Origin of the sequence: Paenibacillus sp. FSL E2-0151 (assembly GCF_037993015.1) — a bacterium.
GTDB classification, from domain to species: Bacteria; Bacillota; Bacilli; order Paenibacillales; family Paenibacillaceae; genus Paenibacillus; species Paenibacillus amylolyticus.
Genome location: NZ_CP150308.1, coordinates 1,755,885 through 1,769,909 on the forward strand (window position 1 = coordinate 1,755,885; position 14,025 = coordinate 1,769,909).

The 14,025-nt window shown below is 50.7% G+C and carries 13 protein-coding genes and 1 riboswitch; of the genes, 11 read left to right on the top strand and 2 right to left on the bottom strand.

Going from position 1 to position 14,025, the window contains the following annotated elements; translation table 11 throughout:
- Positions 1 to 10 precede the first annotated feature (10 nt).
- Positions 11 to 1,537 (top strand): FAD-dependent monooxygenase, encoded by a 1,527-nt coding sequence (locus MHI55_RS08085; protein WP_340389627.1) that lies wholly within the window; start codon positions 11 to 13, stop codon positions 1,535 to 1,537.
- A gap of 328 nt (positions 1,538 to 1,865) precedes the next feature.
- Here the strand turns inward: MHI55_RS08085 and MHI55_RS08090 are convergent, their stop codons facing one another.
- Positions 1,866 to 2,669, bottom strand: coding sequence for a Cof-type HAD-IIB family hydrolase (locus MHI55_RS08090; RefSeq protein WP_036610742.1), 804 nt, complete (start codon positions 2,667 to 2,669; stop codon positions 1,866 to 1,868).
- Between the two features lie 288 nt (positions 2,670 to 2,957).
- Entirely contained in the window at positions 2,958 to 3,962 is a 1,005-nt protein-coding gene (locus MHI55_RS08095; RefSeq protein WP_036610740.1) for a lipoate--protein ligase, read from the bottom strand.
- A 189-nt stretch (positions 3,963 to 4,151) separates the two neighbouring features.
- On the opposite strand from MHI55_RS08095, the gene cobD reads away from it, so the two are divergent.
- The 10 genes from cobD to cobS all read left to right on the top strand — a co-directional run bounded on the left by cobD (position 4,152) and on the right by cobS (position 14,007).
- Positions 4,152 to 5,303, top strand: coding sequence for a threonine-phosphate decarboxylase CobD (gene cobD, locus MHI55_RS08100; protein WP_340389629.1), 1,152 nt, complete (start codon positions 4,152 to 4,154; stop codon positions 5,301 to 5,303).
- Positions 5,300 to 6,136: an adenosylcobinamide amidohydrolase gene (locus tag MHI55_RS08105; RefSeq protein WP_340389632.1), complete on the top strand. Its 837-nt coding sequence runs from the start codon at positions 5,300 to 5,302 to the stop codon at positions 6,134 to 6,136. The genes cobD and MHI55_RS08105 overlap by 4 nt, the downstream gene beginning before the upstream one ends.
- Positions 6,137 to 6,180: 44 nt before the next feature.
- Positions 6,181 to 7,161: an adenosylcobinamide-phosphate synthase CbiB gene (gene cbiB, locus MHI55_RS08110; RefSeq protein ID WP_340390582.1), complete on the top strand. Its 981-nt coding sequence runs from the start codon at positions 6,181 to 6,183 to the stop codon at positions 7,159 to 7,161.
- A complete protein-coding gene (locus MHI55_RS08115) occupies positions 7,152 to 7,838 on the top strand; it encodes a histidine phosphatase family protein (RefSeq protein ID WP_340389635.1) in 687 nt (228 codons plus the stop codon). Before cbiB ends, MHI55_RS08115 begins: the two co-directional genes overlap by 10 nt.
- A gap of 178 nt (positions 7,839 to 8,016) precedes the next feature.
- A riboswitch (cobalamin riboswitch) is annotated at positions 8,017 to 8,135 on the top strand.
- A 410-nt stretch (positions 8,136 to 8,545) separates the two neighbouring features.
- Positions 8,546 to 9,544 carry an ABC transporter substrate-binding protein gene (locus MHI55_RS08120; protein ID WP_047842049.1) on the top strand — a complete coding sequence of 333 codons (999 nt, stop codon included), beginning with the start codon at positions 8,546 to 8,548 and terminating at the stop codon, positions 9,542 to 9,544.
- Complete coding sequence (locus MHI55_RS08125) at positions 9,541 to 10,587, top strand: iron chelate uptake ABC transporter family permease subunit (RefSeq protein ID WP_340389638.1); 1,047 nt, start codon at positions 9,541 to 9,543, stop codon at positions 10,585 to 10,587. The genes MHI55_RS08120 and MHI55_RS08125 overlap by 4 nt, the downstream gene beginning before the upstream one ends.
- Positions 10,584 to 11,396 (top strand): ABC transporter ATP-binding protein, encoded by an 813-nt coding sequence (locus MHI55_RS08130; protein ID WP_076251577.1) that lies wholly within the window; start codon positions 10,584 to 10,586, stop codon positions 11,394 to 11,396. Before MHI55_RS08125 ends, MHI55_RS08130 begins: the two co-directional genes overlap by 4 nt.
- A gap of 45 nt (positions 11,397 to 11,441) precedes the next feature.
- Positions 11,442 to 12,563: a nicotinate-nucleotide--dimethylbenzimidazole phosphoribosyltransferase gene (cobT, locus tag MHI55_RS08135; RefSeq protein WP_076251752.1), complete on the top strand. Its 1,122-nt coding sequence runs from the start codon at positions 11,442 to 11,444 to the stop codon at positions 12,561 to 12,563.
- The gene (cobU, locus tag MHI55_RS08140) at positions 12,560 to 13,120 is read left to right on the top strand and encodes a bifunctional adenosylcobinamide kinase/adenosylcobinamide-phosphate guanylyltransferase (protein ID WP_076251579.1); all 561 of its coding nucleotides are present in this window, start codon (positions 12,560 to 12,562) and stop codon (positions 13,118 to 13,120) included. The genes cobT and cobU overlap by 4 nt, the downstream gene beginning before the upstream one ends.
- Positions 13,117 to 14,007 (top strand): adenosylcobinamide-GDP ribazoletransferase, encoded by an 891-nt coding sequence (gene cobS, locus MHI55_RS08145; RefSeq protein WP_076251581.1) that lies wholly within the window; start codon positions 13,117 to 13,119, stop codon positions 14,005 to 14,007. Before cobU ends, cobS begins: the two co-directional genes overlap by 4 nt.
- Positions 14,008 to 14,025: the final 18 nt, after the last annotated feature.

The window sequence follows — 14,025 nt, forward strand, 5'->3', positions numbered from 1 at the left end:
TGAAGTGGCAATGTCCGACATGAAAAAAGCTGTGGTAATTGGGGCAGGTATTGCAGGGTTAATCACTGCAAGGATGTTATCTGTTTATTATGATGAGGTATGTATCATTGAGCGAGATGAATTGCCTTCTGAGCCGGCGAATCGGCAGGGTGTGCCTCAATCCTTTCATCCACATCGTGTATTACCGCGCGGCGGACTCATTCTGGAACATTACTTTCCCGGATACAATGATGAATTGGTCGCGCTTGGCGCCATTCCTTCGCATGAAGAGAAAATTGTGATTGCCAATCGCTATGGTACATTAGTCAATAAGGCGAATGCCGCTTCCTCATTCAAAATTGCATCGAGCAGCAGAGCACTGCTGGAATGGGTATTGCGTCAGCGAGTCCAGAGCATAGATCATATAAGCTTCTTAACGAGTACGGAAGTTACCGGGTTAATGGCATCAGAAGATCAGCGTTCGATTACAGGCGTGTATACCAAAGAAAGAGGTCGGGATAATCGGGAAGAAAATCTTGCAGCAGATATGGTTATTGATGCCGCGGGACGTTCTTCCAAATTGATCAGATGGCTTGAACAGATCGGGTTGTCCGTGCCTGAGCCGGAAGTGCTGAAGGTGTCGCTTGGTTACAGCACCCGCTATTATAAGATACCATCCTCTATTCAAAATGATTGGGGAACGGTGATAACAGAGTCCGATCCTGTGCAAGGAACTCGTGCAGGCATGTTGTGGCGCATTGAAAATGATATCGCTGGACTATTACTGTTCAACGCAGGAGGAGATGAATATCCTCCAACCCATCCGGATGAGTTTCAAGAGCAAATCAAACATCTGTTTGCTTCGGATGAAATCGTAGCGTTGGCAGAACAGCTGGAGCCTTTTCAAGGACCGCGTGGATACCGTATTTCCGAGTCTGTCCGTCAACATTTTGAACTGATGGAAAATTGGCCCTCCGGATTACTCGTCCTTGGCGATGCATTTTGCAGCTTCGATCCAATCCATGGCCAAGGCATGACGGTTGCTGCAATTGAAGCCGAGACCATAGCGAAATGTTTGAATGAGCAGCGAATGCATCCTGAGCCGCAGTTTGAGCGCCAAGTGTTGCTCCGTATGCAGCAGGCCATTGAACCGGCCTGGTGGCTTAGTTCTGTGGCTGATCTGCGTTGGAAAGGGGTCGAACATGTTGGGCCTTCCCGAATGAAAGGGGTTACTTTTGCTCAGAAGTATATAAACTTGTTTACTAAGCAGGCGATGAAAAAGGCGAGTCAGGAAAATAATAAACATCTCTTTTTTACCCAGTTCCTGATGAATGCTCTAATCCTTCCTCCAAGTGAATACTTTAAAGGTGAAATCCTGAACATGATCCTGAACGACAACGGTTCCAAAGAAGAAATGGAGTTAAGAGCAGAGCTTGGTGTCCAGGATCCGGAGTTATTCCAGCAAAGAATAGATGAGATCATTCCGTCATTTCAACTGGAATTTGATGGGCAAATAAAAAAACTGCTTGAGTCTTTCCAGCATGCCATGAGCAAGTAAGATAATAAATCGTGGTGCGTGAAAGTAGGCAAAACATGAAACGAATAATTTTAAATTTCATAGCTAGCATTGTCATCTCATTTATTGTATTTTTTATTGTTTTGTTTTTTGCCGATGTCCAAGATACAAATCGTGTCATCTTATCTATGGCGATTACGATTTCACTACAATTATCCTTGATTACCGCATTGTTGCTCTCAAAACATAAAAAATAACAGAGAAATATACCTAATATAATCGTTTAAATAGGCTAATAAACATATTTTAAAAATCAAAAAAACAGCCCTGTACGGCGAAATTCGCCGACTGGGCTGTTCGTTGATCTTATTTACTCTGCGTTCAGCACAAACTTCTCGATAACTTCTTTCACGCCGTCTTCGTTATTACTTGCCGTAATGTAGTCCGCCAGCTCTTTAAGCGCAGGGATGGCATTTCCCATCGCTACACCAAGACCAGCAACTTCGAGCATCTCATGGTCGTTCCAGGAGTCGCCGATGGCAATACACTCGCTGAGCTGGTGACCGAAATGGTCAGCCAGGAAGGTCAGGGCGTGGCCTTTAGTTCCTTCGTTGTGCATGATCTCCAGGAAGTAAGGTTTGGACTTTGTGATATGGACTTGAGGTCCGAGCAATTCACGCAAGTCAACGGCAACCTTATCCAAGTAGTCTGGCTCATCGATAATAAGCAACTTTGGTGTTTTTTGTTCGATGACTTTGATGAAATCAGATTCGATATAATATTGGGTGCCGTTTAATTTGGCATAATCACGCAGCTTGTCGTTTTCCTCACGGGCATACAGCTTGTCGTCAATGTATGTTTGCAGGTGGAGATTGTTCTCCAGGCAGTAATCATACAATTTGCGGGAAGCTTCCTGTGGAACGTAGCGCTCATAAAGTACTTTTTCGTCCAGCAGGTTTTTCACCAATGCGCCTTGATACGTGATGATCGGAACGTTAAGTCCGGTTTGACGAGCAAGCGCTTGTGCGGAAGCATAAGCACGTCCAGTCGCCAGCGTTACAGTTACACCATGGGCAACCGCTTGTTCCAGTGCAGTCTGTGTGGCAGGGGTTACTTCCTTGTTGTCGTTGATAAGGGTGTCATCAATGTCGATTGCAATCAATTTGTAGCTCATCTGTGTTTCTCTCCTTTTTTATCTGTATCTATTTGTATCTATACCCGACTTAATCTATATCAGTTCAACTAAACGTTTTACACGATAACGGAGAGGACAGAAAAAACCTGAAGAAGCGGAGCGTTCGCCTGAAAGCTTTCTGAAAGAAAGCTACATCGGAAGCATAAGCTATCCCCGGATTTTCCCTTTGAAGAAGGGAATCAAGAAAATCTGGGGATAACAGCGATCGGAAGGTTATTCTGTCATCGGAGTGGCAGGTGTAAACATTCTTGGGTTGAACTTATATACCTACTCTTCCAGGAAAACAAGGCCGATAAAGTCTTCCAGCTCAAGGTTGCCGAAGTAATGTTTTACATCCAGGCCCTCAAGTGCAGTCCGCACCTCGGTTTCCTCATACCGTTTGCCGCGCAGCATATTTTCGATATCCGCCACATCACCTACACCGAAGAAGTCGCCGAAGATTTTGATATCTTCGATGCGTCCATCCTTGATGTTCATGCGCAGATCGATGATGCCGACAGGGAATTTGCGAGTGTGCTTCACATTGCTTTCCGGAGACAAGCCATAGTTCCAGTCCCAGTTGTTATAACGCTCAGCGGAAATTTCCTTGATTTTGTCCCAGTCCTTGTCAGTCAGCTTGTATTGCGGGACGTCCTGTGGCTCCATTCTGAAAATGTGACGTAACAGCTCATCGCGGAACTGCTCAATCGTCAGGTTGGTGTCAATCAGATCCCGTATGTTGGCGACCCGGCTGCGCACGGACTTGGTGCTCTTGGATTTGAATTTCTCGGGATTGACGTTCAGGGAAGCCTGAACATGCTCCAGATTCAGATCAAACATCAATGTGCCATGACTGAACATGCGCCCACGTGTGGAAAACTGGGCGTTGCCCGAAATTTTCTTTTCGCCGACTTGCAGATCATTACGCCCGGTCAACTCGGCATTTACACCAAGCTCGTGCAAAGCTTCAACCACAGGCTGGGTGAACTTGCGGAAATTGTGGAAGGATTGACCGTCATCCGCTGTAATAAAGCTGAAATTCAGGTTGCCCAGATCATGATATACCGCTCCGCCTCCCGAAAGACGACGAACGACCTGCACACCGTTATCCTGAACGTACTCGATATTAATTTCTTCAATCGTATTTTGATGTTTTCCGATGATGATCGACGGACGGTTGATGTAGAACAGCAGATAGCTGTCATCCTCCATCGGCAGATGCTTCAGAATGTACTCCTCAATCGCAAGGTTTACAGAAGGATCTGTAATGCCCTGGTTGTCTACAAACAGCATGGTCATTCCTCCATTAATGTATGTGAGGGATTGCTAGTCCCTTATGTAGTGAACCTTGTATATCAAAAGGAACCGAAATTCCTCTTCTATTGTAAACGAATTATGGTTGGGACACAAAGAAAACAGGATTGACCCACACCTCCCGTGCCATCCATAATAAAAAGGACATACAGAAAGGATGACGGAAGAATGACCGGTTATATCGAAGTGTTCGGACATGGCGGGGACGTGGAGACGGCTGCGTCACGATTTGGGAGGGAAGCCGCTGATTTTCTGGATTTCAGTGCTAACATTAATCCACTCGGTCCGCCCAGAGGGGTGCTGGAGGCTATACAACAAGGATTGCAGTCGGTGATTCGGTATCCCGATCCGGCGCATCGGGGATTCAAAGCACTGCTGAGCGAGCGTCTTGGTGTGATGCAGGAGCAGATTTCCGTGGGCAACGGCGCAGCCGAAAGTATGGCGCTCATTCTGCTGGGGTTTGCCCCTCGCAAGGTGGGTACGGTGGAACCGGGATTTTCGGAGTACCGGTCGTTGGCACGACAATTCGGTGCCGAGGTTGTGCATACGGAGGGAAGAGAAGAACTGGCGTGGCGAGCGGAACCCGAGGACATCGAGCAGCTCATGAAAAAGGTAGACCTGCTCTTCCTCGGACAGCCCAACAATCCAAACGGTGTACAATATCCACTTGAGGTATTACAAAGGCTTGCCCGCAAAGCGGAAGAAACGGGAACCGTACTTGTCATTGACGAGGCCTTTATGGATTTTATTCCGGTAGACCGGCGTCAGTCCCTGGCAGCACATCTGAATGACTATCCGAATGTAATCATCATTCGCTCGATGACAAAGTTTTATGCCATTCCGGGCTTGCGTCTCGGATATGCTCTGGGCCGTGCCGAATACATTCAGGCGATGACAAAGAAACAGGTGACCTGGAGTGTCAACGGTCTGGCGCTCATTGCAGGTGAAGCCTGTCTGCGCAGCGGAGAACGGTACGAACAGGAAACCATATCACAGATCACGCGGGAACGGAGTCATCTCATCGAAGGACTGCAGGCGTATGGATGTGCCGTGACACCGGGAGAGGCGAACTTTATTTTGGCACGTGTGCCGGCCCCTTGGACAGCGGCATCAATGCAGGAGGCGTTGGGCCGAAGAGGCATTCTGATTCGCAGTTGTGCCATGTATCCGGGGCTTGACAAAGGGCATGTACGTTTCGCGGTCAAGGATGCAGATGCCAATGCTACATTCCTGGAAGTGCTGGGCAGCGTGCTGGAAACCAAGGGATATCCGAATGTCGATCAGACGAAAGATGAGGAACAGGGAGGGAAGTGGCAATGACACTCCCGTTTTATAACTACTTTACGAATAGAGAAACAGGCGAGAATGAATATGCTTCCTCTTCCTGGCCGGGACTGAACATATCTGCACATGAACGACATATCAAAGCACAGAGTTCAAGGGCAGCCCAAGCGCTGTCGAGTGCGGTATATGGCGGCGGGATGTTTGAACTGGATCGCATATTTAACATCTATGTGGACAGGCATTACCGCTGTGATGATCCGCCGCGTGATATCGAACAAGCGCTGAATGAATGGCATGAGCCACGCGATCAATGTGCCGGATTATTGACGGCCGTAAGACTGGAGCATACCTCCATTCAGGAATATACAAGTGATGAATTTGGTCTTTTGTGCTGCACCACTGCGGGTGTATCAAATGCCGCACGCGCGGGGTCGGAGAGAACGGTATTTGATGCGGCGGGAAATAAGACGATGTCTTCCGGCAGGGAGCGCTCTGCTCCTTCAGCACGGAATCTGACGATGCCATCCTATGTCCCGGGTACAATTAACATCATGCTCTGGTTGAACGGACGCATGACCAACGGGGCGATGGTGAATGCGGTACAGACGGCGGTGGAAGCCAAAGCGGCCGCGCTGGCGGATGTGGGTGTTCTGGATTCGGAGAACGGGTTGCTCGCCACCGGCACCACAACCGATGCCATTGTGTTTGCGGTAGGTCAGGCTGTGGAAGTGGAGGAACCTCAGCCGATGATCACTTATGCCGGGACAGCGACTACGGCAGGGGCGGCAATTGGCAGATTGGTATACGACACGGTGACGGAGAGCCTTCAGGCCGGACTGTTATGGAAAGAGAGGATCAGGCACAAATGACTTTTGACCTGGAGCATCTATGGACTTGGCCGTTCTGGACAGGCATGGCGGGAGCCTGGATTATTATACTGGCGTACCTGTTGGACCGATGTATCGGAGATCCGCGCTGGATTCCCCACCCGGTGATTGGCATGGGAAAAGGCATCTCGGCGTTGGAGCGTGTCATTCGCTCGCGTGTGCGCACAGATTCGGGGCTGAAGAGAGCAGGGCTATTGTTCCCGATTGTGATCGCGGGGAGTTCTTTTGTAATCACGTGGGGACTCGTATATGTGCTTAGGCTGATTCATCCTGTCATTGCAGCGACAGCTGAAGTGGTGCTTATTGCAACGACCATTGCTTCAAAAGGGCTGAAGGATGCAGGTATGGAAGTGTATCGTCATCTGAAGCAGCAGGATTGGCCGGCGGCCAGACGTTCACTGGGCATGATTGTTGGACGTGATACGGCACATCTGGATGAACCGGAGGTTGTGCGGGGAACGGTAGAGACGGTGGCGGAAAATATCGTGGATGCCATTGTATCGCCGTTATTCTATGCGCTCATTGGAGGCGCTCCGCTTGCCATGGCTTATCGTGCCGTCAACACGCTGGATTCCATGGTCGGATATAAAAATGACAAGTATCTGCATCTTGGCTGGGCCTCGGCCCGTCTGGATGATGTGACGAACTGGATACCTGCCCGGCTGACCGCGATTCTATTAATTGTGGGTGCCTGGGTCATGAAGCTGGACGCCAAAGGAGCAGCACGCATGGTTGCACGGGATGCAAGACTACATCCAAGTCCGAATAGCGGTTTTCCCGAATCAGCGGTGGCTGGAGCACTGGGCATCCGGCTTGGCGGACATAACGTGTATCACGGCGTTGCTTCATTTCGTGCCTACATGGGTGAAGCCACACGGCCGATGGAAGCCGAGGATATTGTGCAAACGTCACGTCTGATGTTCTGGTCGGCAGGTGCTTTTGTGGTACTATGCGTGTTCATAACGCTGGGTGTGTGGCTGGCAGGAGGGACGCTGTTATGGCCGTAAATGAAGGAAATGCAGGCAATGAAGTACATACGAATCAGCCTGGGCCGCTGAAACGAAACATTCTGTGGGTCCGTCATGGGACAACGTTGTGGAATGTGGAAAAAAAATATCTGGGGCATACCGACATCGGTCTGCTGCCAAATGCCAAAGAAGAACTGGCTCCGCTTCATGAACAATTGAGCGGTATTTCGTGGAATGAGGTATATTGCAGTGATCTGCTTCGCTGCCGGCAGACGCTGGAACAGATTCTTCCTGATGCCATCGGACAGGTGAAGTTCGACTCGCGCCTGCGCGAGAATGATTTTGGACAGTGGGAAGGGCTGACGTATGATCAGCTTAAGGATAACCCTGTGTACCGAAGCTGGATTGATGCACCGCAGGAGGTCACTCCGCCCGGTGGGGAATCGTGGCAGGAGTTTACCGGACGGTTGGATTCCTTACTCCAAGAGATGTTGTTGGAGGGTCGTCCTTCAATGCACGTTGATGAGGGGCGTGAGTCAACCATCGTTGTGGTTACGCATGGTGGTGTCATCCGGTATGCCTTGTCCCGTCTGATAGCCGGGCTTGGGTTCTGGGATACACATGTCGTACCGGGACAGGCGATTCAGGTTCAGCTTGATCAACAGGGGAATCAGTGGTTTGGCAGCAGAGTGAGTTTTCCGCCGATCGGGTTGTAAGGATGTACAATATACCCTATAATCACAACAGAAGTGTGACTTCAGCATGGATACAGATACGCTGCAGGTGTGAAGCCTGAACGAGTATGCAACATGCAGAAATTACATGGCAATGCTTTACCATATCAGCGACCAAGGGTCCCGCGTGTGAAGGCTGTTTTCATGGCAGATTACTACGAGTCATGAAATACACAAGGGTGAAATGGGGAAGCCGGTGCAAATCCGGCACGGTCCCGCCACTGTAAAACAGGATGATTCCTGTAAGTCAGGTTACCTGCCCTGGACGTACAAACCGGTATTCCTTCGAGGAAAGGACAGCGTTTCGGGCTATTCTATGCGCATGGACAACCCTAGGTTGAACATGTACAGATCGCCATATGCGAGACGTCATCCCTGATCCTGGACGTATGGATTGGGGATTTTTTATTGTTCATGTAAGCTGAACGAGACCAATTTTACACGAGGTCACTACGATTGCAGTACCATCTTCCGATCGCTGTTATCCCCAGATTTTTTGATGCCCTTTCTTGAAAGGGAAAATCCGGTGATAAAGGCGAACACTTCGTTTCTTCAGATCGGTTCTGCACTCTCCGTTAACGTGTAAATGTTGCAGTTCAAACCTTATACAGGAACACCAAGGCATGGGTAGTAAAAGTTCGAGCACGATGCAAGAAAATAGTACAAATAGAGAAGGGGAGAATAACAGAATGAATTTCAAGAATTGGAAAAACGTAGCGTCCCTGCTAAGTGCAGCGGCACTCGCACTGGCTTTGGCCGGATGTGGCAATGCAACAACAAACGAGGGCACAGGTACTTCACAGCAACCGGCACAGGAGCAGTCCCAAGGCCAGGCGCAGACGGACCTCAAAACACAATATCCACTTACCGTTACGGATGCAACGGGTGAATCGTTCACCTTTGAAAAGGCACCGGCCAAAATCGTATCCGTGTCTCCGGCTGAGACGGAATCCCTGTTTGCCCTTGGTTTGGACGACCAGATCGTTGGTGTATCCGACTATGATGATTATCCGGAAGCGGCAACAACCAAAGCTAAAATGGGCGGTATCACCAAGCCCAATGAAGAGTCTATTATTGCAGCTGAAGCCGACATTGTCTTCACAGGTATCTCCATGAGCGAAGATGCAGTGAAGAAACTGCGTGAACTGGGCATTACCATTTTTAAAACGGATCCTAAATCCATTGACGATGTGATGAACAATATCGAAACCTTCGGTAAAATCACCGATCATCAGGAAAAAGCACAAGAAATCATCACACAGATGAAACAGGACGTGACGGATGTAACCGAAGCGGTGAAGGCAGTTAAACCGGAAGAGAAGAAAAAAGTATACGTTGAATTCTCCCCGGGCTGGACTGTGGGTAAAGGCGAATTCATGGATGAACTCATCACTGTAGCTGGTGGTAGCAATATTGCTTCGGACAAAGAGGGTTGGTATGAAATTAATGAAGAGAACGTGATTGCCTCCAACCCGGATGTGATCCTGTATGCCAACGATGTAATTGATGAAAACTCCAAAACACTGGATCAGATCATCAAGGCGCGCAGCGGCTGGGATCAAATTACGGCTGTGAAAAATGACGCGGTTATTGGCCTGGATGCCAACCTGCTGAGCCGTCCGGGTCCACGTGTAACTCAAGGGTTGAAAGAAGTAGCCAAAGCGATCTACCCTGACTTGTTCCAATGAGTAAAAAGCTGATCCTGTTCGGAACGACGGGCATGGTGCTGCTGGTGCTCACCGTGCTCATCTGCACGGGCATTGGTTCAGTAGCGTTGCCGATCCGGGATATTGCAGGCATCCTGATTCACAAAATTCCCTGGGTGGGCGATTGGATTACAGCGGATTGGAATAAGGCAGCCGAACAGATTATCTGGAAAGTCAGATTCCCACGTGTACTGCTTGCCGTGCTCGTGGGCGCATCGTTGGCAATTGCCGGTACGGGATTCCAGGGGGTTCTTCGGAACCCGCTGGCAGACCCGTTCACCCTGGGCGTATCATCCGGTGCTTCGGTGGGTGCAGCCTTTCTGATTTTCTTCGGATTGCAGTATGCACTGATCGGAATCTGGACGTTGCCACTGGTGGCGTTTTTGACGGGTGTAATCACGTTATGGTTTGTTATGGCACTGGCTCGTGAAGGGCGTAAAATATCTACACATAGCCTCATTCTGGCTGGTGTGGTCATGCAAAGTTTCCTGGGCGCAGTTGTTTCCTTCCTGTCGACCATGTCGAAACAGACGATTAATGAAATTATATACTGGACGATGGGAAGTCTGGCTCTGCGTGGGTGGTCGTATACGGCCATCCTTTTCCCGTATTTTCTGTTAGGGCTGGTCTTTCTCTGGAGCCGCGCACGCTCATTGAATGTGCTTGCACTGGGAGAACGTCAAGCGTCACATATCGGGATCGGAGTGGACAGGCTCAAGTTGTCGGTGCTGGCAGTTGGCACATTGTTGACTGCTGGGGCTGTCTCGGTATCGGGTGTCATCGGATTCGTTGGATTGGTGATCCCGCATATGTTGCGGCTGCTGGTGGGACCGGATTACCGACTGTTGGTACCTTTGTCTGCCATTGGTGGAGCGATCTTCATGGTGTGGGCCGATACCATTGCAAGGTCGTTGCTGGCACCAACTGAAATTCCGCTCGGTGTTGTCACCGCCTTTGTTGGTGCGCCGTTCTTTGCTTACCTGCTGAACCGGAACAAAAAGTTGCAGAAGGGGATGATGCCATGAATTCCAGTACCAGTTTCAACTCGACTTCACTTATCTCCATTAAGGGAGCAGGGAAGTCATATGGCAATCATCAGGCACTGCACAATGTAGACTGGCATGTTGGCGAAGGTGACTGGTGGGGAGTTGTCGGACCAAACGGCAGCGGCAAGTCCACCCTGATCCAGCTTATTGCCGGAACGGAACAGTTAAACGAAGGTCAGATCCGTATCGATGGTCGAGATATCGGCTCTTACAGCCGTAAGGACCTGTCACGCATGATCGCTGTATTGCAGCAGGATGGCTTGCCAGCCATCTCCTATCCTGTAAGAGACGTGGTGGAGATGGGGCGATATCCATACCAGAACTGGCTGGGGCGGGAAACGGGTGATGGGGCACTTGTAGTGGACAGGGTGCTTGAAGACCTGGGATTGACAGAACTGGCGGACAGACCGCTGGATGCACTCAGCGGCGGGCAACGTCAGCGGGTCGCACTAGCCAAAGTTATGGCTCAGGAGCCGCGGTTGCTGCTGCTGGACGAGCCGACCACGTTTCTGGATATTAAATATCAATTGCAGTTCATGGAATTGTTATCGGCATGGCGACAGAGAAATAACATTACGATTGTGGCTGTGCTGCATGATCTGAATCTGGCCGCGTTATTTTGCGATCACATTCTGGCGCTGCGTGAGGGCATGGCGGTTGGAAAGGGTACGCCTCATACATTGATCAACGATGAGAATATCCAGGATATATTTCGCGTCAAACCCGCGATTGTCTCTCATCCCGACCATGCCATACCTCAACTGCTGTTGCGGCGGGACATCGATTAAATGAAACGGGGCAACCCATATTTTGATGAAGGAAGTGCTGGTTGTATGAATAATGAACAGGTGTTGGAGCATTTAACAAGTAAGATTACTGCTCCTGACCAGGAAGTGGCGGCAGAAACCTCTGCGCACGTGGATTCGTTGACGAAGCCGCCGGGGAGTCTGGGCAAATTGGAAGAGCTGGTGATCCGTCTGGCAGGCATGACTGGCAATGCACGTCCGCGTTTTGATCACAGGGCGGTCATTGTCATGGCCGCAGATCACGGCGTAGTGGAAGAGGGCATCAGTGCTTTTCCTGCTGAAGTGACCCCGCAGATGGTCCTGAATTTCCTCGCTGGAGGTGCGGCGGTGAATGTGCTTGCCCGTCACGCCGGAGCAGATGTGATCTGTGTGGATATTGGTGTGAATGCCGATCTTGAACATCCGGACCTGCTTTCCCGTAAAATTCGTAAAGGCACGGCCAACATGGCCCGGGGTGCAGCGATGACCCGGGATGAGGCAGTCAGCGCTATCCTTGCAGGAGCCGAAGTTGTATCAGCAGAGGTGGCGAAGGGAACACAGCTGTTTGTCACCGGGGAGATGGGAATTGGCAACACCACCGCAAGTGCTGCGGTAATGAGCGCGTTAACCGGAGTTGCACCAGCTGCCGCTGTGGGGAGAGGTACAGGGATTGATGATGCAGGCTTGCAGCGCAAGGCTGCTGTAGTCAGCCGGGCGCTTAGCGTAAACGCACCAAACCCGGAAGATGCACTGGATGTTCTGTGCAAGGTGGGTGGACTGGAGATTGCCGGACTCACAGGGGTTATCCTCGCAGCAGCTGCTCATCATTGTCCGGTCGTTGTAGACGGGTTCATCTCTACCGCCGCAGCGCTGGTGGCGAGACAACTTGCACCTCTGAGTACAGCTTATATGATCGCTTCTCATACCTCACACGAAAATGGACATGAAGCGCTGCTGCGTGAACTGGACCTGAAAGCGATGCTGGATCTGGACATGCGTCTGGGTGAAGGCACGGGCGGCGTGCTTAGTCTTCATCTGATTGACGCAGCCTGTCTCATTCTGAATGAGATGGCAACCTTTGCAAGCGCGGGTGTCTCGGATGGAACAAGCCCTGCTCCAGATTCCGTTGCGTCGGTTGATTCATCCCTGCAAGGAGAGAGTTCACGATGAGTGTACTGGTGACAGGCGGCGCACGCAGTGGCAAAAGCTCCTTTGCCGAGCGTCTCTGCATGCAGCGTTCCTCGGAGGCGTGGTATGTGGCGACAGCTCAGGCGTACGATGATGAAATGCGTGAGCGTATCGCGATGCATCAGCATCAGCGGGAGGCATCAGGGTATCTGTGGCACACGATGGAGGAACCGATACATCTGCCTGCTTTGATAAGCCGCATGGGTGAAGGGCATACAGGGACTTCTGCACCCACCATTCTGGTGGATTGCCTGACGCTGTGGCTGACAAATGTTTTGTTAGCGCATGAGCATGACGAGAAGCAGGTGTTACAGGGACATTTGGACGCGTTGGTTGAAGCGATTCGAACCTATCCCGGTTTGCTTGTTTTGGTTACAAATGAAGTGGGAGATGGGATCGTACCGGAATATGCCCTTGGCAGGAAATATCGGGATTTGGCCGGTGTACTGAATCAGCGTATTGCGGCGATATGCGGTGAAGTGTTTCTGGTGACCGTAGGCATTGCGATTGAACTAAAAAGCAAGGAGTACCGCTTATGAAGGATGGCACGCCTGCTCCTCAGCGCAAACATGCGGCGGCAGCCGCTTTTCAATTTTTGTCCCGTTTCCCTGTCAAAATGCAAATCGATTTTGTCCCGCCATTGCTGCGGGAAAGTGTAGTCTTTTATCCGCTGGTCGGTGCTGCGATTGGTCTGTGTGTCTGGCTCGCGGGAGCCTTAAGTGGTGCAGTGCTTCCGGCCTTTCCGGCTGCCGTCCTGACCCTGACGTTATGGGTATGGCTAACCGGAGGGCTCCATCTTGACGGATGGATGGATACGGCGGATGGCTTGCTCAGTTATCGTACACGTGAGCGGATGCTGGAGATTATGAAGGACAGCCGTGTCGGGGCAATGGGCGTGATCGCCTGCGTGTTGCTTCTGATGATGAAGGCTGCGCTGATCGCCGATTTTATTGCCCGGGGCCAGTGGGTGTACGGTGCGCTGCTGATCCTGCCCATGATCTGGAGCCGCTGGTTCATGGTGTATGCAATGTCGGCCTGGCCGAATGCGCGCGAAGATGATGGACTTGCCGTATTGTTTAAAGGTCTGGGTGAGAGGAAGGAGGTCCAGCGTGCACGAAGTTCAGCTGTGGGCCTGACCTTGGTCGCAGGGGCACTTACGTTTGCCTCGGTGTGGCTTTTCAAGCCGGATATGGGGATTGCGGATGCGATGGTGAGTGGGCTGGGAACACTGCCATGGTGGCTATACCCGGTGACGGCAGTTATTATACTGCCTGTGGCGTGTTATTATATCGGCCGATTCGTGGCTGCCCGGATCAGTGAACGGCTCGGTGGTTTAACCGGGGATACGTATGGTGCCATGAATGAGCTGCTGGAGGCGGCTTTGTTGACCGTGCTGAGTGTGCTTCAAGGACTGTTCTGGCTGTAACTTTTGAAATATGAAGCA